The sequence below is a fragment of the Zhurongbacter thermophilus genome (genome assembly GCF_026184435.1).
Taxonomy (GTDB): domain Bacteria; phylum Coprothermobacterota; class Coprothermobacteria; order Coprothermobacterales; family JAADFF01; genus JAADFF01.
In genome coordinates this window covers 40,277-58,205 of record NZ_CP046447.1, presented here as the reverse complement: position 1 = coordinate 58,205, position 17,929 = coordinate 40,277, and the positions used below count along the sequence as shown (strand labels likewise).

General features: G+C 42.6%; 17 protein-coding genes. 7 read left to right on the top strand and 10 right to left on the bottom strand.

What is annotated here, in order from left to right; translation table 11 throughout:
- Nucleotides 1-4: 4 nt before the first annotated feature.
- On the bottom strand, nt 5-1,669 hold the full coding sequence (locus tag GM182_RS00265) for an oxygen-binding di-iron domain-containing protein (RefSeq protein WP_449186598.1): 1,665 nt from the start codon (nt 1,667-1,669) through the stop codon (nt 5-7).
- Nucleotides 1,670-1,782: 113 nt separating this feature from the next.
- Between GM182_RS00265 and GM182_RS00260 the strand changes: the two genes are divergently transcribed.
- The 3 genes from GM182_RS00260 (at nt 1,783) to GM182_RS00250 (ending at nt 4,942) form a co-directional block, all read left to right on the top strand.
- The gene (locus GM182_RS00260; RefSeq protein WP_449186597.1) at nt 1,783-2,805 is read left to right on the top strand and encodes a glycoside hydrolase family 5 protein; all 1,023 of its coding nucleotides are present in this window, start codon (nt 1,783-1,785) and stop codon (nt 2,803-2,805) included.
- Nucleotides 2,806-2,867: 62 nt separating this feature from the next.
- Nucleotides 2,868-3,698, top strand: a complete 831-nt coding sequence (locus GM182_RS00255) for a GGDEF domain-containing protein (protein ID WP_449186596.1) — start codon at nt 2,868-2,870, stop codon at nt 3,696-3,698.
- Nucleotides 3,695-4,942 (top strand): glycosyltransferase family 2 protein, encoded by a 1,248-nt coding sequence (locus tag GM182_RS00250; RefSeq protein WP_449186595.1) that lies wholly within the window; start codon nt 3,695-3,697, stop codon nt 4,940-4,942. Before GM182_RS00255 ends, GM182_RS00250 begins: the two co-directional genes overlap by 4 nt.
- A 2-nt stretch (nt 4,943-4,944) precedes the next feature.
- Here the strand turns inward: GM182_RS00250 and GM182_RS00245 are convergent, their stop codons facing one another.
- Both GM182_RS00245 and GM182_RS00240 read right to left on the bottom strand, forming a co-directional pair.
- A complete protein-coding gene (locus tag GM182_RS00245) occupies nt 4,945-5,766 on the bottom strand; it encodes a PLP-dependent cysteine synthase family protein (RefSeq protein ID WP_449186594.1) in 822 nt (273 codons plus the stop codon).
- Nucleotides 5,767-5,837: 71 nt separating this feature from the next.
- Nucleotides 5,838-6,662: a PLP-dependent cysteine synthase family protein gene (locus GM182_RS00240; RefSeq protein ID WP_449186593.1), complete on the bottom strand. Its 825-nt coding sequence runs from the start codon at nt 6,660-6,662 to the stop codon at nt 5,838-5,840.
- Nucleotides 6,663-6,803: 141 nt separating this feature from the next.
- Between GM182_RS00240 and GM182_RS00235 the strand changes: the two genes are divergently transcribed.
- Entirely contained in the window at nt 6,804-8,816 is a 2,013-nt protein-coding gene (locus GM182_RS00235; protein WP_449186592.1) for a hypothetical protein, read from the top strand.
- A gap of 48 nt (nt 8,817-8,864) precedes the next feature.
- On the opposite strand, the gene guaA is transcribed toward GM182_RS00235, so the two are convergent.
- Together guaA and guaB are read right to left on the bottom strand one after the other, a co-directional pair.
- Nucleotides 8,865-10,403 carry a glutamine-hydrolyzing GMP synthase gene (guaA, locus tag GM182_RS00230; protein WP_449186591.1) on the bottom strand — a complete coding sequence of 513 codons (1,539 nt, stop codon included), beginning with the start codon at nt 10,401-10,403 and terminating at the stop codon, nt 8,865-8,867.
- Nucleotides 10,404-10,450: 47 nt separating this feature from the next.
- The gene (gene guaB / locus GM182_RS00225) at nt 10,451-11,908 is read right to left on the bottom strand and encodes an IMP dehydrogenase (protein WP_449186590.1); all 1,458 of its coding nucleotides are present in this window, start codon (nt 11,906-11,908) and stop codon (nt 10,451-10,453) included.
- Between the two features lie 153 nt (nt 11,909-12,061).
- Between guaB and GM182_RS00220 the strand changes: the two genes are divergently transcribed.
- Nucleotides 12,062-12,988 (top strand): hypothetical protein, encoded by a 927-nt coding sequence (locus GM182_RS00220; protein ID WP_449186589.1) that lies wholly within the window; start codon nt 12,062-12,064, stop codon nt 12,986-12,988.
- A 47-nt stretch (nt 12,989-13,035) separates the two neighbouring features.
- On the opposite strand, the gene GM182_RS00215 is transcribed toward GM182_RS00220, so the two are convergent.
- Genes GM182_RS00215 through GM182_RS00200 form a run of 4 tightly spaced genes read right to left on the bottom strand, consistent with a single transcriptional unit; the run spans nt 13,036 to nt 15,847 of the window.
- Nucleotides 13,036-14,649 carry a putative manganese-dependent inorganic diphosphatase gene (locus tag GM182_RS00215; protein WP_449186588.1) on the bottom strand — a complete coding sequence of 538 codons (1,614 nt, stop codon included), beginning with the start codon at nt 14,647-14,649 and terminating at the stop codon, nt 13,036-13,038.
- Between the two features lies 1 nt (nt 14,650).
- The gene (locus GM182_RS00210; protein ID WP_449186587.1) at nt 14,651-14,968 is read right to left on the bottom strand and encodes a hypothetical protein; all 318 of its coding nucleotides are present in this window, start codon (nt 14,966-14,968) and stop codon (nt 14,651-14,653) included.
- A gap of 1 nt (nt 14,969) precedes the next feature.
- Nucleotides 14,970-15,632: a hypothetical protein gene (locus tag GM182_RS00205; protein ID WP_449186586.1), complete on the bottom strand. Its 663-nt coding sequence runs from the start codon at nt 15,630-15,632 to the stop codon at nt 14,970-14,972.
- The gene (locus tag GM182_RS00200) at nt 15,629-15,847 is read right to left on the bottom strand and encodes a DUF2905 domain-containing protein (protein ID WP_449186585.1); all 219 of its coding nucleotides are present in this window, start codon (nt 15,845-15,847) and stop codon (nt 15,629-15,631) included. Before GM182_RS00200 ends, GM182_RS00205 begins: the two co-directional genes overlap by 4 nt.
- A 121-nt stretch (nt 15,848-15,968) precedes the next feature.
- Between GM182_RS00200 and GM182_RS00195 the strand changes: the two genes are divergently transcribed.
- Entirely contained in the window at nt 15,969-16,241 is a 273-nt protein-coding gene (locus GM182_RS00195) for a thioredoxin family protein (protein ID WP_449186584.1), read from the top strand.
- Between the two features lie 122 nt (nt 16,242-16,363).
- Nucleotides 16,364-17,299, top strand: coding sequence for a hypothetical protein (locus GM182_RS00190; protein WP_449186583.1), 936 nt, complete (start codon nt 16,364-16,366; stop codon nt 17,297-17,299).
- On the opposite strand, the gene GM182_RS00185 is transcribed toward GM182_RS00190, so the two are convergent.
- Nucleotides 17,300-17,884, bottom strand: coding sequence for a GerMN domain-containing protein (locus tag GM182_RS00185; protein ID WP_449186582.1), 585 nt, complete (start codon nt 17,882-17,884; stop codon nt 17,300-17,302).
- Nucleotides 17,885-17,929 lie beyond the last annotated feature (45 nt).

The following is a 17,929-nucleotide window of genomic DNA, read 5'->3' as shown; positions in this document are numbered from 1 at the left end:
CTATCTACTTACAAACAACCCTGTTTCTGCCACCTCTTTTGGCCTCGTACATATTCTCATCAGCACGATGCAACAAAGTGGCAAAATCTTCTCTTCCTCTATACTCTGTCACACCGATACTGACGGTGATACCAAGGGAAACACCCTCTGCGACATCTATTCTCATCTTTTCAACAATCTTTCTTAGATACTCTGCCTTTTTACAGGCATCGCGTAAAGTGGCATCCTTCATAACGACAACAAACTCTTCTCCTCCATAACGGGCTACTATATCATCTTCTCTAAACATTGCCTTTAGGATATCGGCTATCTCCTTAAGCACTTTGTCTCCTATGATATGGCCATATGTATCATTAATCTGTTTAAAGTGATCTATATCGATGAAGAGAACGGAAATAGGCTCGTTGGTAACAGTAGATAGTAACTTTTCCGCATACTCCATAAGATAAGCCCTATTATGGAGTTTGGTAAGGGGATCGGTCTCTGCAAGCTTTTCAAACAGTTCTTTTTCTTTTTCCAAGCTCTCCCTTTCTATCTCCCTCTGCAGGCTCATTGACAATGCATAGTTTATGTGCTTGAACAGCACCTTGAAAAACCTCTCATCTTGCAAAGTGGCATCTTTAGCAAACACCATGAATTTGCCAACTTCTTCATTATTGATATCAAGAGGAGCTTCGAACACCTTGGGTTCGTCTATCTTAAACTCATCATCGTAAACACTAATGCCTGTATCGTCAACTACCCAATATCTCTGCTTGCCATCGTCCACATATCCCATAACAACAATCTTGTCAACTGAGGGAATAGCACTTTTTATAGAGACATAAAGCTCTTCAACAAGGGAATGAAACTTGTATGCAGAGATAGCAGCCTTAATAATGTTCTGCAGCACCTTATCAAGCTTTGACAACATAAACAGGTCAACAAATTCGTCATCAAGTAGATAAAGTCCACAATCCAACTTCCTTAACCGTTCTATGATAGGTTTAATCATGTGCTTAGGAATAATGCTTCCATGTTGCGGTGCTATCAGTGTTGGATTTCTCTCCTCTATCCTATCAAGGGCATAATTAAGAATCATATTAGACGGCATATAGTGCTTATGAAATAGCTCTACCCCCTCATAATACTCTTCGGTATCTTCGGCAAAGAGCATAAACTTATCGCTAATAGAGCCAAAGATATCACTAGAAAATAGCACCCCTGTCTTCTTATCGTATGTTACAAATGCACCGGGAAAGTGAGCATATGGGGTAAAGATAAATTCAAGCTCCCTACCATTTGCATTCAGCTTCCAGTCATGCTCATCAACAAGCCAAAATGGTGTCTTCCAATTATAGTGCTTTAGGAGTGTAGCACTACGCCAGTGTGTGATAACATACCGCTCTCCATTGGGGGGAAATAATTGCTCCAATATTTCAAATGAACCGGTAATATCGGGATCTTGATGGTGAAAGATAATATATTTGATATGGCTCAGTGGCACAAGGGACACCAATTTCTCTAGAATCACGGGCAACACGATCCTACTACCGGGATCTATAAGAATACTTTCTTTTCCATTCTTAATCAGGTACACATGACACTGAAAAGGGTCATTTGGTACTACATAGCCTATCCAGTAAATATCCTCTGCTATCTCTATAGGTTTCGTTAAATCATACTCCACATAAAACTCCTCCTTTCATACATACATATATTTTACATCTTTAGAATAAATGTGTTTACATATCTAACAAATAGGAATTGTTGTAAAATAATGTGCCATAGGGAGGTGGGAACATGAAAATATGTAAATCACTCAGTGTTCTGATAGCAATTGTTATGTTGGTTGGCACTTCTCTCCCCACAATGACATCTGTATCGGCACAGACACTAAACACACCTATATCTCCAATAGAGTATCAGCGCATGCTTGGCATTGGTATCAATGTGGATTGGGTAACATTCCAGAAATGGCGCAAGGGCTATACAGCAACCGTGGCACTGGACTTTAAAAAAATAGGTTTTCAGCATGTCCGCATACGTGTGGCAGACGACAGCACCCAGACAATAGCGCTCCTGCATCGTGTGGTAAATGACTGCTTTAAGGTGGGGCTGATACCCATAATCGCATATGCTGCCAAAGACTTTAATAGACATCCCTCCCAGGAAACCCTGAAAGAATCTGTGGCATTTTGGAGCAAGATATCAGAAGAGTTTAAAGATTATCCCTATCTGCTGTCCTATGACATGATTATTGAGGTGGGCAAAGAGCTAAACAACTATCCAGACCTTCTAAACGAGTTTTACAAACAGGTGATACCAACCATAAGGAAAGTAGATCCATACCGCATCATATTCATATCCCCCCGTTATGCCTCAAACCCGTACTATCTTGATGAGCTGTATATTCCACCAGGGGACAACTATATCATGGGAGAGTGGCACTTCTATGCAGCAGGCCCTAACCCAAAGATAGGAACAAACAAACAGTGGACCACAGGCACACCCTATGAAAAATCTCTCATATGGAACAAGATAGAAGCGGCACTTAGCTGGCAGAAGAAAACGGGCTTGCGCACATGGGTTGGAGCGTGGATGCCCGGCAACTATAACAAAGGTGACACATACTCCATTGGCCAACAGATAAACTTTGCCTCATACATGTCCTGCTCTCTACTGTATGCCCGCATACCATTTGCCATCAATGCCGATGGCCAATTTTACGATATAGAGCATTACCAGTGGAGAAGTGACAGGTATCCTGTGCTCATGGCCGTACTATACCCCTGCCATCCCAAAGGAAAGATGTTATGGAATTAGAACGATTTTTCATATCAACACATATTTAGAATGATTCTCTCGCATGAGATATAATACTTAATATGTATAAGAAAAGAAACACAAACAAACAATTGATACCAAATCGTGTAAAACAGGTAAAAACATACCTCATAGGCTTGTTATCGATAATAGGAATCGTATCAACATATATCGGAGGTCATGTTTTATCAGCTGTAGAATTTCTCACACTGCTTGCCGGCGTGTTGCTGACATTTATTATCATGTATACCTTCTCTGTTCTCAGTAGCATCATTATTGCAAGCACCATCATATTTGGCCTATCGCTATTTGTGGTGACCTATGCCCTGCTACACCAGAATGTCAATCAGGTTCAACTAATTACCCATCAACTGCTATTCGCCACCATATTCCTGTCGTGGTGGCTTATAGTAGCCCTAATATACACAGAGGAAGAAAATCTCATAAAGCTCAAAGCAATGCTAAACCAGTTAAGAAAAATAGATCCTGTCAGTGGAGTTCTTACATTCAATGAATTTATCAGCGAGATGTTCCTTGTTACCAAAGCCATTGCACGAAGAAATGAACCGGCATCATTCATATTCATAAAGATAAAAACCCCTCTGGGCAAAGAGCCCAAGACTCTTTTAAGAATCATTGGCAATACCATACTCGATAGCATCAGAAGGGGATACGATATAGTAGGGAAGACTGGAAATAACACCTTTGTCATCATGCTACAGGGAACAGATACAGATAAAGCCAACATAGTGATAAATAGAATACTTCAGAAGCTGGAAAAATATCCCAAAATATCGGGAGAAGAACTGAGAAAGTATATGGAAATATATACCCTACCGGCAACAGAAAATCCGGAAACCAATGAGCAAATTATAAGGGATCACACACAATGATAGCAATGCTATTTATCAAAGCACTATCTTGGCTGTTTTACTTTATTGTGGTAGCCTTCTGGGTCATCATGTTCTATTACACTATTCTTGGTATATTCGGCATCATATACAAAGTAGAAACCATGGAGCAAGAGCCTAACATACCATCGTATTTCCCTAGTGTAGCCGTTTTTATCCCTGCCCACAATGAAGAGGTTGTCATATTTGAAACACTCGATGCAATGGCATCGCTGGAGTATGAAGGCCCTATGAACATATACCTGCTCAACGACAATAGCACAGACAGAACAGGAGATATAGCCGACTTCTGGGCAAATATATTTGTCAATATACATCATGTGAAAGTGCCACCGGGAGAGCCAAAAGGTAAATCCCGTGTTCTTAACTACGGAAGGTATATCAGCTATGAAGAAGTTATCGCCGTTTACGACGCCGATAATAGACCTAACCCCGATGCCGTAAAGCTCCTTGTCTACAAACTCATGGAAAACGAAAAATATGGAGGAGTTGCCGGATACTATCGGTCTTACAACATGTACAAGACGATACTAACAACCATGATCGGGTTAGAAAGTTTGCTATATCAGCTAACTATGCAATCTGGCAGATGGAAACTCCTCAAGTTAGGTAGCTTTCCGGGCACCAACATGATGATAAAAAGGCATGTGCTCGACGAAATAGGAGGATGGGATGAATACGCCCTTGCCGAAGATGCCGAACAGAGCCTTGCCCTAACAGCCCGCGGTTATCTTATAGCCATAGAACCCCGTTCTCAATCGTGGGAACAAGAACCAGAAAAGTTTTCCGTATGGTTCAGACAACGAACACGGTGGATGTTAGGCAACCTATATCTTGTACAGAAAACCATAGCAACAAAGGAATATCGAAGCGGTAGAAATCTGTGGAATGCCATACAGCTAATATCTGTTTATTATGTGTTCTTCACATTTGTCATACTATCAGATATATGGTTTATATTGGGCCTTTTGGGTATATTCTCAGCAGGTACCCATCTACCCCTATTAACCCTATGGTTTGAATCGTGGTGGATATATGCCACACAACTTATTGTGGCGGCATTTTTAGAAGGTGAGCTAACACCGAAAAATATCATTATAGCAACCATTATGTACTTCACATATGCCCAAGCATGGCTGGTAATATTGGCCAATGCTTGGATACAACAATGGAAAGCCCGAAGAAAAGGGCACACCATTAAATGGGATAAAACCCCAAGATTTTAAATCTACAGCTTGCTTATATACCTGTCGCCACCGTCAGGAGCTACGGTAAAGACTATGCCACACCTTTTCTCTGTCTTCAGCCTATGGGCTACCAGTATATTGGCAGCTGCCGAATAGCCAAGGAATAGGCCATGTTTCTTTGCAAGGTAGCCGTGAAACTCCCGTGCCTCTTCAGGGTCGAGATCTATCTCGGTGTCTACGGTATCTTTGTCATATGCAGGTAGATAGTTTCTGCTAAGCCCCTCTATCACCGTGCCTTCCTTAGGTCTTATACCAAGCACATACACATTGGGGTTTAATCTTCTAAAGAAATGGACAAGCCCCGATATGGTGCCACCTGTACCCACACCAAGGGCTATGCAATCTGGCACATCGGGAAGGTCGGCAAGGGCCTCAGGGCCTGTTGTCATCTCGTGGGCAAGGCCGTTGACAGGGGTATAATGCTGTGCTGTGTAGAAATAACCCTTTTCCTCTGAAAGCTCTCTAACCGTATCTATAACATCATCTCTTTCAACCTCTATGACATCGGCACCAAGATAGCGAAGTATCTTTTTTCTCTCCTCAGATGCATCTGTGGGCAAAACCACCTTAAACTTTAGACCAAGTATAGGGGCAAGATGTGCCATGGCAATGGCCGTGTTGCCAGAAGAGGCCTCCACAAAGGTATCTCCTTCCTTTAAAAGCCCTTTTCTCATGGCATCTTTCAGTATAAAGTAGGCAGGACGCACCTTTATGCTACCTGTATACTGTAGGTTCTCCAGCTTCACCCATACACCAAGGCTATCAAGATATATTGTCGGTGTCTTTATCATAGGCACTTTCATGCTATCGCCTCCACACATGTTTTTAGAGATTATACCCCCAAAAGAGAAGGGCACCTCTCGGTGCCCACACATCACAGCTTGCTTACATACCTATCTCCACCGTCAGGGGCTATGGTAAAGACAATATCGCATTTTCTCTCTATCTTCAGCTTGTGGCTAACGAGTATGTTGGCAGCCGATGTATAGCCAAGGAAAAGGCCATATTTCTTGGCAAGATACTTGTGGAATTCCAATGCCTCCTCATTGGTGACAATAATCTCATCATTAACCCCCTTAAAGTCATAGACCGGAAGGTACTTTCTACTAATACCCTCCAATACAGACACCTCATCTTCAGGACGCACCCCGGCAACATACACATCATCTTTTAGCCTGCGGAAAAAGTGCATCAAACCGGTGATAGTACCACCTGTACCTACACCAAGGGCTATGCAGTCGGGTACATCGGGAAGGTCAGCAAGGGCCTCGGGACCAGTTGTCATCTCATGGGAGATCGGATTCATAGGATTTTCATGTTGGCCTATAAAATAGTAGCCCTCTTCATCGGCAATAGCCTGTGCCACATCTATAACCTCTTTTTGCGGTGCCTCTATAACATCGGCACCGAGATAGCGAAGTATCTTCTTTCGCTCCTCAGAAGCACTTTCAGATAGTACAACCTTAAACTTCAAACCAAGCATAGGTGCCAGATGTGCCATGGCAATGGCCGTGTTGCCAGAAGAAGACTCTATAAAGGTATCTCCGGGCTTCAGTATTCCTTTTCTCATAGCATCCATAATCATAAAATAAGCAGGACGCACCTTTGTGCTCCCCGTATACTGCAAGTTCTCCAGCTTCACCCACACGCCCAGCTCTTCAAGATATATTGTCGGTGTCTTAATAATAGGTACACGCACTGTTATCGCCTCCCATGGTGTATTATTTTACATGATCCACACAAAAAATAAATCCAATATATTATAAAAACACTATTGTCGTTGTTACGATTATCATTTATTATCTTATATAAGAGTCCGTTCAGGAGGAGGATATCAGAAATGAAGATATTAACACAACGACAGCTAAAAATTTATGAAATACAATATTTAACTTTAGCATCAATAATACTTACAAACACAGGAGTTCTACTAATATCCAATCGTTTCTACAAAATATCTTATATGAATTTCTTTTTTATCCTTTACATATGGAGTATTATCAACATAGCAATCTCCTTTTATATATCATTAACTATTGGATTGTATATAAAAGAGAAGAGAGAAAACGACCTAACAAAAATATATCCATACCTATTTGTATTAACTCTTTTAACTTTTGGCACTATTACATCACTTTACGGAAATACTCATTTAACTCCTGTTCTAAACAATACTCCTTATATACTTCTTCCCCAATTTCCACTTATATGGTTATCTGTTTCCATTTCTATAATTCCTATAGTATCGATTTTACTAAACCTTACACACCAACTAAATATTAAAGCACAAACAATAATTATATTTACGACTACCCTACCAATTTTGTATGCTTATAAGTTGTTCAATATACCAAAGATGACAAAGATATTATTAATAATAAGCTATCTATTATTCACTTTTCTCACTATAAGCATAGATAAAAAATATAACTACATATACAAGATTTACGAAAATTCTACACTTATTATCAGTCTGTTCATCGGACTAGGAATTACAGAATTAATGTTCTTCTTCTTCCATACTAATAAAATACAATTTTCTATTTCGCCATGGTTTACAACTTTGACACTCTCCATAACCATATTGCTGTTTACAGTAATAGCACGCATATCCCCCATAGGAAAACTTTCTACTACAGCCCCCCTTGTAATGCCTTTAGATAAACTGTTCATAATAATACTTTTATGGACATTTTGTTTAATTATGATAAACTATCCTGTAACAGGACAAAATTTATTAACAGGATTAATAACACTCATTGGTGGAAGCCTAATTTTTTATATATTCAAAGAACAGCACATAAACACTTATTTCTTTGAGTTCTTTTTCATAATAGCGTTTTTCATACTAATAACATCCCTCTTATATTTAATACCGCCGTTATTTTCAAATGTAAGCACTCAAGCAAATCAACAGATTTATCCAGAAGAAAAAAATAGATATGAATCCTACATGCAATTCCTCTTCTCCATCGATGTAAAATATAAAACGAACAACCAGACAAAAAATATAAAACTTGACTTTTTCAACAATAACAATAAGGATATTTTATTAATAAAATCCCCTATAAAAGTAAATCTATCTGGAGGAATATATAATCTCGCAATATATCCCCCTCCCATAACATTAAACGTAACTGGTATTAAAAACTGTATTCCACTCAGCAGGAGCTCTTATCAGATCAATGCTATCAACGGTCAAACCACAACAATCTATTTAAAAGATAAAAACCAAAACAACAACCTTTATGCACTGAAGTTTCAGTATAGTAATACTTTCACTAATATAACACATGTAGAATTACATAAATTAAGAATTCCCATACCTAATACCGAAACATTACTATACTCACAAAGAAACATACTATTGATAAACAAGTCACGTAATACAATATATAATTTTTACCTAAACCCAATAACTCCCACAAACTCAATTTCCACCATCACAGCTGTAACACTTCCTGAGAAACAAAAAATTATATTCAACAATGAGAGTTATTTCTTTACAACACAGGGACTATTCTGCTTTAATCAAGACATATTATCATTAAACTCTAACAGCGATCATAAGATAATCTGTATTGATTTTCAAAAACCGCCAAAAGATTTTGAAAATTTGGAAAATGAGATAATTACTAAAGGCCAATTCCTCAAATCTTTACTTGAAGACAATACTACCCAAACAGCAACAATACGACTAGAGGAAAAAATTTATCGTTTAGAAAGAAAAATAGCCAAAGACTGCCAAGACGATAACACACACGACTACTGCAGAGTCTATCCCTTCAAGCCGTTTGAAAATCTATTTATTGCCAAAGAAATTAATACTTCATCAAAAACTTCAAATAATTAGTCTAAGGCCGGTATCTTCTGTATTGAGATACCGGCCTCTACTCTACTTTCACTCCCACTCTATGGTGCCTGGTGGCTTGGAGGTGATATCATAGGCCACCCTGTTTATGCCTCTTACCTCGCCCACTATGCGGCGGGCCACATAGTCAAGGAAGTCGTACGGCAGCCTTGCCCAGTCGGCTGTCATGCCATCGGTGGAGACAACAGCCCTTAGCACCACGGCATTTTCATATGTGCGCTCATCACCCATAACACCAACGCTCTGCACGGGCAGCAAAACGGCGAATGCCTGCCACACTGTGTCGTAAAGGTTCCACTTTTTAAGCTCCTCTATAAATATGGCATCTGCCTCCTGGAGAAGCTTTACCCTTTCAGGAGTCACCTCGCCCAGTATCCTCACGGCAAGACCGGGGCCCGGGAATGGGTGTCTCTTCACAAGGTATTCAGGTAGTCCCAAAGCCCGGGCTATCTCACGCACCTCGTCTTTAAACAGATACCTAAAGGGCTCCACCAGTTTAAAGCCCAGCTTCTCGGGAAGTCCTCCCACATTGTGGTGGGTCTTGATAGTGCGAGATGGTCCACCGTGCACACTGCTTTCTATGACATCGGGGTATAGTGTGCCCTGTGCCAGAAACTCTATATCACCATGTTCTTTTTTCAACCTTTCGGCCTCACGGGTAAAGACATCTATAAAGGTATGGCCTATGCGTTTTCTCTTCTCCTCCGGGTCGGTCACACCTTTCAGTGCTCTGAAAAACTCCTCTGAGGCATCTACCATGTGTATGTGAATACCCAAGTTTTCAAAGGCACTTTTTACCTCCCCAGCCTCATTTTTCCTCATAAGACCTGTATCTACAAAGATGGGGATCACCCTGTCACCTATGGCCTTGTGAAGTAGCAGTGCCAAAGTGGAGGAGTCTACACCACCGGAGAGGCCTAATATAACCTTGCCATCTCCTACCTGAGCCCTTGCCTCTTCTATCAGCACATCTACAAGGTTGTCTACCTTCCATGTGGGCTGTAGCCCCGCCACCTTATGGGCAAAGTTTGCCAGTATCTCAGAGCCATACTGTGTGTGGGCAACCTCTGGGTGAAACTGTACACCATACATGTTGCCCTCCTTATTCCTAATGGCTGCATACGGGGCATCGCTTGTGTGGGCTATGGGGAAAAAGCCCTCCGGTAGCCTCTCCACCCTGTCACCATGGCTCATCCACACATCAAACTCACGAGGCAGTCCCTCAAAGAGCCTGTCATCTTCCACATGGAGCCTTGCCCTACCATACTCCCTGTGTGGTGCCTTCTGAACCTCACCACCCAGCGTGTGGGCTATAAGCTGGAGCCCGTAGCATATGCCAAGCACAGGCACACCAAGAGACAGCACCCACCCTGGCATCTGTGGGGCTCCCTCTTCATACACGCTGTTTGGTCCACCTGAGAGTATTACAGCACCGGGGTTATACTCACGGGCCACATCTTCAGACACGCTGTGTGGCAAGAGCACAGCGTAGTAGCCTTTATCCCTCAGCCTTCTGACAATGAGTCTTGTATACTGAGAACCAAAATCAAGCACCAGTATAGACTTCACAAACATCCCCCCTTATATGAAAAAGGGAGGGGCATGCCCCTCCCGTGTTATCCCTGTGTCCAGTAGTTTGGAGATTCCTTGGTAATGAATATGTCGTGTGGGTGGCTCTCCTTCATAGAGGCACTGGTAATCTTGACAAACTGTGCCTTCTGTTGAAGCTCTCTTATGGTGGCAGCACCCACATAGCCCATACCAGAGCGCAGTCCGCCCACAAGCTGGTGTACAACATCCTTCACATAGCCTTTATATGGCACCATGCCCTCTACACCTTCGGGAACAAACTTACCCTGCTCTTCCTTATCTTGGAAGTATCTGTCGGCACTGCCTTTCTTCATGGCACCAAGAGAACCCATGCCACGATAAGATTTATACTTTCTGCCGTGGTAAAGAATGGTCTCACCGGGAGACTCCTCTGTACCGGCAAAGAGGCTACCCAGCATAACAGATTCGGCACCAGCAGCCAGAGCCTTGACAATGTCACCAGAGTAGCGTACGCCACCATCTGCTATCACAGGCACATCGTATTTTCTGGCAACAGATACGGCATCCATAATGGCTGTCAGCTGTGGCACACCTACACCGGCAACAATACGGGTGGTGCATATAGAACCGGGTCCTATACCCACCTTAACACCGTCCACACCGGCCTTGATAAGGTCAGCAGCACCCTCTGCTGTGGCAATATTCCCACCTATAAGCTGGACATCGGGCCATACCCCTTTGATTGCCCTAATGGTGTCAAGAACACGCTTTGAATGGCCATGGGCAGTGTCTACAACAATGACATCTACACCGGCCTTTATAAGAAGCTCTACCCTCTCCATGGTGTTTTTCCCTGTGCCAACGGCGGCACCGACAATGAGCCTACCCTTGGAGTCTCTAGCAGCCTGAGGATGCTCTATAACGGCATTGACATCCTTGATGGTAATAAGTCCCACAAGACACCCTCTATCATCAACAAGGGGTAGCTTTTCTATACGGTGCTCGTGAAGTATCTTCTTTGCCTCTTCAAGGGTAATACCGGGCTTGGCAACTATGAGCTTTTCACGGGGTGTCATCAGCTGTAGTGCTGTCATATCCATATCTGTAGCAAAGCGTATATCTCGGTTGGTAAGAAGGCCAAGCAGATGGCAGTTTTCATCTACAACAGGAAGTCCACCTATCTTATACTCACCCATAACTCTGTCGGCTTCTCTAATCGTTGTGTCTGGTCTGATGGTGATAGGATTTTCTATAACACCATTTTCCGCCCTCTTAACAAGGGAAACCTGATAGGCCTGCTCCTTCGGAGATAAATTCTTATGGATAATACCTATACCTCCCTCACGGGCTATTGCCTTTGCAAGCTCTGCCTCTGTCACAGTGTCCATGGCAGCAGACACAAGGGGAATATTTAGCTTAATACCCCTTGTCAGTCTTGTAGAAACATCGGTCTGGTGTGGCAGCACCTCGGAATAACCGGGTACAAGTAGAACATCATCAAATGTCAAAGCCTCTTTAAACATAAAGCATATCACCCCCAACAAATGTGTCCCCCATTTGTATTTTGTGGATTATATCACAAAGACAGCAGAGGAGAAAAATACTATTTTGTATTGGTGAGATAATTAATATTGAGAAGTTATGTCTTTATATGCTCAACACGAGGGGGGATATTCATGGACAGAAAAATCATATCAATAATTGTCAGTTCTTTAATAATATCCTTACTTCTCCTTGGCTGCGGAAACACACCGGGTACCAGAGCCTTTATAGGGTTAAAGATAGAGGGTATGACAATGGCAACCCATGGAAAAGTGTTAAACACATACACTGTGAAGGCACTGTACTTTGATGGTAAGAAACTTGAAACCAAAGAAGTGGCGCTGGCAACAACCACAACCTATATTTTGAGGGAAAGAAACTTCTCTATGGCTGGCAAAGTTATATACATGTATCTACCCCCCAAGAGTCAGTACAAAGTTATAGACAACAAGATAATGCAGGCATATATACTACCCTACTACAACGATGATAATATGGGGGCAGGTATCACCCCCATACATGGTGGCTACATTGCGTCATGGAATAAAGACTATGTCGAAGTATACATTGGTGATACCAAGGTCATATCTGACAAGATGCCGTGGAGCGGAAGCGACCAGATAAACTTTGTTGCCACAGGATATGAAGAAAGCGGTAAGATATACCTCATATGGGGTTATAGCCGTATGACAAATAAAGGACCTGATACAACGGTGCAGATAAAGAACATCACAGATGGGGTAGTATACCAGACATCTGAGGTGAAAAACTGCTTTGTATCAGGCTATGTGCCACTTCTGTACGCAGACATAGCAAAGAGCACTTATACTTACCAGCTATGCCAAAGGGAAGATGGCAGTGCTGTGCTTTTGAAATTCTCAACCACAGATATGGGCTTTGACTTACAGGAGGTAAAGAAGACACCAGACAAGCAGTGGCAAGTAGATGGGTACAAGGTCAAAGTGGTACCAGACAATACAGGACAGAAAACACTCTACATAAATGGCAAACAGGTAGACAAGGCACGAAATGAATACTCCTTCTACATCATCAGATACTGACACAATAAAGGGGCAGGATATCCCGCCCCTTTATTCCCTATATAGTGTTACATCAGCACACGGCTAAGGGCCGGTATAAGCTGTTTCTTTCTGGATATCAGGCCATCTACCCATGCCATGCCACCTTGAAGTTTGACATTAAGGGCCATCTCCACAAAGTGGATATCACCACGGGCAAAGATATATGATCCTCGCTTGGTAACATCTGTCAGCATGAAGATGGCAAGGGTCAGTCCATCTTCTTCCATCTTATTTTCCAGAGCATGCCATATCTCGTCCTTTAGCCTATCTACAAAGCCCGAGGCATCGGGTATCTCTACCTGTGCTACTCCAACAACACTGTCACCCAGTCTATACACTTTGTAATCCAGTGTCAGCTTAGATGGGTCATCAAGTATACCTTCTACACGGGCTGATAGCATACCCCTAAAGAGGTCTGTGGGGTCTTCGCCGGCCCACATGGCAAGTTTCTTCACAGTATCCCTATCTCTATCGGTGGTTGTCGGCGATGTGAGTCCCACAGTGTCGGAAAGTATTGCAGACAGCATAATACCGGCTATCTCCTTAGGAGGCACTATGCCATCACGCTCCATAAGGGCATATATTACCGTTGCCGTGCACCCTACAGGCTCTATGATAACCTTAGGTGGGAAGGGTGTTTGAATATCACCAAGCCTGTGATGGTCAACAATCTCCAGTATATCCACCTCATCAATACCATAAGGAGCCTGAGACTTTTCGTTGTGGTCTACAAGAATAACCTTTCTGCGGGGTGGCGATGCCACGGTGGTGGCATCAACCATGCCTATATACACCCCGTCGGAGCGAAGCACGGGGAAAAACCTATGGCTATCTTTTCTCATGATCTGACGCATCTGGGATATGGTGTCATCAGGAGAAAAATATCTCACTTCTTTGGTCATAACAGTGGCGATAGGCGGTGCAAACATGAGCATTCTCACAGCAGAAAAAGTATTGAGCGGTGTAACATACAGCCCTACACCAGACTCCTTGGCCCTGTCTATAAACTCCGCTGGTATCTCCGGGGCACCGGTGATAATGATGGCAGGTAGCCTTCTTCTAAGGCCTACCTCCCACACCTCAGGCCTATCACCAGTCACAAGTATGGCATCATCTCTCAGCTCCATATCCACCTTTTCCGCAGACATGGCACCAACGGTAAGTACTCCTCTTATTATGCTTTCAGGCTCCACAAGCCATCTGCCGGGCAAAGCACTCTCCACCTGAGCTGGGGCAACTTCTATATGTACCAGCTTACTGGCAGCATGCCACAGAAAGCCCTGAGAGACATCTCTCAGGCCCACAAGTCCCACAAGCTTGCCGGACATGTCAACAACGGGTAGTGTGCGGTAATCTTTAATGAGGTCTACGGCAACCTTAATGGGGTCGTCGTATCTAACAGTAGGCACATCGAGGATAATGTCCATGGCCGTCAGTTCAAAGGAATCCATGCGTATAGGCTTGTCTACCCCAAAACGCTTCAATACATATACCGTCTCATCATTGACAGCCCCTGCACGCACAGGAATATATTTATTGTTACAACCATCTATCTTGTTTTTATACCAAGCATAAGATATTGCCGATGTTACCGAGTCTGTATCGGGATTTCTATGTCCTGAAACCAGTATTTCGGCCATATTATCCACCCCCAACACTATAGATGATGTCAGATATACGCTCTTTATCTAAGCTGACAAATACACCAATGCCATATGCTGCCACCTCTTTAATAAATGCCTCATCGAGGAAAGACATGGCTATAACAGGTATACCTCCATCTTTTGCTATCTCTATAACCTTTTCATATGAGCCATAAACGGGTATAAACTCTAATGCCTCATTAAACCTATCTGCCATACGAATATCATATACGGCAACAAAACTTACATCTCTATGGGACCTTGCCAGATGAGAATATATACCGTTTTTATCAGATACAAGAAAGTCTACCTTCATATTATTTCACCCCATATATAACAGAGCCCAGTTCCTGCCCAACAGATATAGCCACATTACCTGCACGGCACTCAAGAAGCCCCATATTATCTTTCACGTTATCGCACTGCACGTCTAAAGTATCGGCAATATATTTCAACATATCCTCTTTTGTCATAGAAGCCGTATTTTCCCATGTCATACCTGCCTTAGGAAGGAAAAACCTGAGGCTAAAACCTCCATTCTTTCTTATATACACGTTGAATCGTAAAGAGGGTACCTTTTTTACCAGTCTATCCTTCAGGGCCTTTAGTGTGCATATCTGGCCTTTACATGAAAGCTTGTCTATATACCCCTTGCCGTCATAATCTTTGGCAATATCAAATAGCTTATCAGGTTCAGTGTCTATGAAAGTCAGGCCATATTTTTCGGCTATAGAAGGCAGGTTCGCTGTAGGCGTCACCTGCACGAATACAGAGGGCATACCGGCATATTGCCAAGAAAAGCCATAACCAACAATAGACAGGTGGTTTTCTGATATTGCCTTTTCAAGGTTTTCTGTGATCACAATACCATCTGCATTCTCCACACCTGTTTGTGCGCTCTGCTTATCACCCTGCCCACCACAGGCCACCAGACCTATAAAAGCGAATACTATAAGAAACACAGATAAAAACTTTTTCATCGTGATCCCCCCAAGAGTCTAATGATAATATTGAGAACAACTGTTAGTAAAACAGATACTATTATAGACGAGACAATAGGTATGTATATGCTATAGCCATCTCCCTTTATAACAATGTCACCGGGCAAGCGGCCAAGCATGGGAAAAGCCTTCCAGACAAGTCCCAAGATAATCAAAAGCAAACCAACAACAATAAGCATGTCTGCCACTTTCACATACATCACCTCTTTATGTATTGTATCCTATATTCTCATATAAGTTTTAAGAACCTCTCCTTTACAATTTCCAAACTTGTGATAAAATGCAAAACGATGTATGCCCGAGGAGGTGAAAACTGTGAAGGTACTATACTTTAAAAATAATACTTGCAAAGTATGCGAGGCAATGTTGCCCCGTGTACAGGAGATAGCAGAGAAATATGAGGTGCCTTTTCAGGTTGTTAATGTGGAAAACGACCCAGAAACAGCAGGTCAGTTTCTCATCTTCTCGGTACCAGCCGTTGTGCTGGTAGACTCTGAGGGCAAAGAGCTAACACGCTTTGCCCGTAATTTCTCACTGAGAGACATAGAGTCATACATTGATAGGTACACCTATTACATGAGCATGTAACAGGTGCCTTACACATATCCCCCTTTCTGGAAGTGGTGTGTAGTCTTCAGGGGACCTACGGGTCCCCTTTTTTTTCTTTATAAACTCACCAGATGATATATTAGATATGTGGAGGGGGTAATGTGGATATACAGCTAAAGAGCAAACAGATAGTACCTAACGTGCTTTACATAGCATCGGTAGATGAAAAGCTGACACTTGGAAAAGAACACACTTCTCGTCTTATGGGGGTATTTCTACCAACACTGAGAAGCATCATGTACATGGACAGTCCCGGCAGAGTTGATTTTACCGAGGGAGATATCACTATTACCTATATCACCCTTCAATCATTTCTTAAGGGAATAGGTAAGGGAGACATGGATAGCATATTGCTTGCCTATAGCTACACCAATCCAGAGGCAATTGTATACAAACACCCTTTATGGGAGAAATATATAACATCACAACTAGGCAATCTCGTGAACTTTGATCTGTACGGTATATCCAGCATCATATACAAGTATCTCAGGCATTTTGAATATACCAAGGAATATATAGAGGAACTGAAGCACCTCAGGGAAGAGATACAGGAATTTGATAGAGACGACTCGATATCCGACATCATAGACCTCATAGACTGGAGTAACTACCGCATTGTCAGACCCTACAGAAGTAGGAGGGGAGAAAATCATCACACGCAGGTGGGTATAGATATGCTCGGTAGAAAAATACAAGATGTTAGGGTAGATGTGCTTATAGACCGTATAGATATGGATATTGGAGACTATTATAAACGCAACCGTGAGCTAACTCCAGATATACTGAGACAGGTCTTTATAGCCCTATACATCTACGGGCACCTGACATTTAGAAGGCATATATCCTTTCCCTTGCCCAGCCATATACAAAACATTATGAATAGACTCATATCACAGCCCCGAGAGGAGTGCCTCAGATGCCTATTTATGAAGTTTTCGCTGATAGATGAGATTGATATCCCCGATAATTTCTTTTACATGCATGCAAGAAAGGCCATAGATGCCTTCTATAGAGACATCTATGGCCTCAATGTCTAGTTACGGTGTGTCTTGGCAACCTTGTGCGGTGAGGGGCTGCTCATAAAGTCCCACATGTCCCCAGAAATCTATATAACCGTTGGCTCCAGATGGCTTCTGTCCTTCAATAAGCACATAGACCTTTTCTATACCAAACTGCTTAGCCGTAAGGGGTATGCTACACAGGGCAAGAGCCTCCCCCTCGGCACCGACACCGGGATTTTTCATAATCTCTTTAGAGAAATTCACTGTAGCGACGGAACCTGTCACCTTGACATCAAGCACCTTAGTACCCTCAGGTAGTGGCACCTGTGTAGTGGCAGTGGCAATAGTTGGTGATGCAAGCAAAGACAACGCCATTTTCAGCTTATCTTCAAGTGTTGGTGTAGAGTCAAAGTGCACCTTTACCTTGACAGGTTTTAGGTAAAAATATGTGCCACCATCTGCTATCACATATGCCGTCATCTGGACATCTGTTCCCTGCGATACTGGAGTGGTAGTAGAAGTACCTGTGGTGGAAGATGTGCCCCAAGAACAACCCACCAGCACCAACGATATACTAATCAAAAGCACCAACAAAACAGACATACGACGCCACATATTCATAAAACCCCCATCCCCCTTCGTATATACAACGATGGTCTATATATT

Excerpts from the sequence above, each read along its gene's own strand:
- GM182_RS00235 (WP_449186592.1), top strand. The coding sequence starts at position 6,804 with ATGAAGATATTAACACAACGACAGCTAAAAATTTATGAAATACAATAT.
- GM182_RS00215 (WP_449186588.1), bottom strand. The coding sequence starts at position 14,649 with ATGGCCGAAATACTGGTTTCAGGACATAGAAATCCCGATACAGACTCG.
- GM182_RS00245 (WP_449186594.1), bottom strand. The coding sequence starts at position 5,766 with ATGAAAGTGCCTATGATAAAGACACCGACAATATATCTTGATAGCCTT.
- GM182_RS00260 (WP_449186597.1), top strand. The coding sequence starts at position 1,783 with ATGAAAATATGTAAATCACTCAGTGTTCTGATAGCAATTGTTATGTTG.
- GM182_RS00220 (WP_449186589.1), top strand. The coding sequence starts at position 12,062 with ATGGACAGAAAAATCATATCAATAATTGTCAGTTCTTTAATAATATCC.
- GM182_RS00255 (WP_449186596.1), top strand. The coding sequence starts at position 2,868 with ATGTATAAGAAAAGAAACACAAACAAACAATTGATACCAAATCGTGTA.
- GM182_RS00185 (WP_449186582.1), bottom strand. The coding sequence starts at position 17,884 with ATGAATATGTGGCGTCGTATGTCTGTTTTGTTGGTGCTTTTGATTAGT.
- guaB (WP_449186590.1), bottom strand. The coding sequence starts at position 11,908 with ATGTTTAAAGAGGCTTTGACATTTGATGATGTTCTACTTGTACCCGGT.
- GM182_RS00250 (WP_449186595.1), top strand. The coding sequence starts at position 3,695 with ATGATAGCAATGCTATTTATCAAAGCACTATCTTGGCTGTTTTACTTT.
- GM182_RS00205 (WP_449186586.1), bottom strand. The coding sequence starts at position 15,632 with ATGAAAAAGTTTTTATCTGTGTTTCTTATAGTATTCGCTTTTATAGGT.
- GM182_RS00210 (WP_449186587.1), bottom strand. The coding sequence starts at position 14,968 with ATGAAGGTAGACTTTCTTGTATCTGATAAAAACGGTATATATTCTCAT.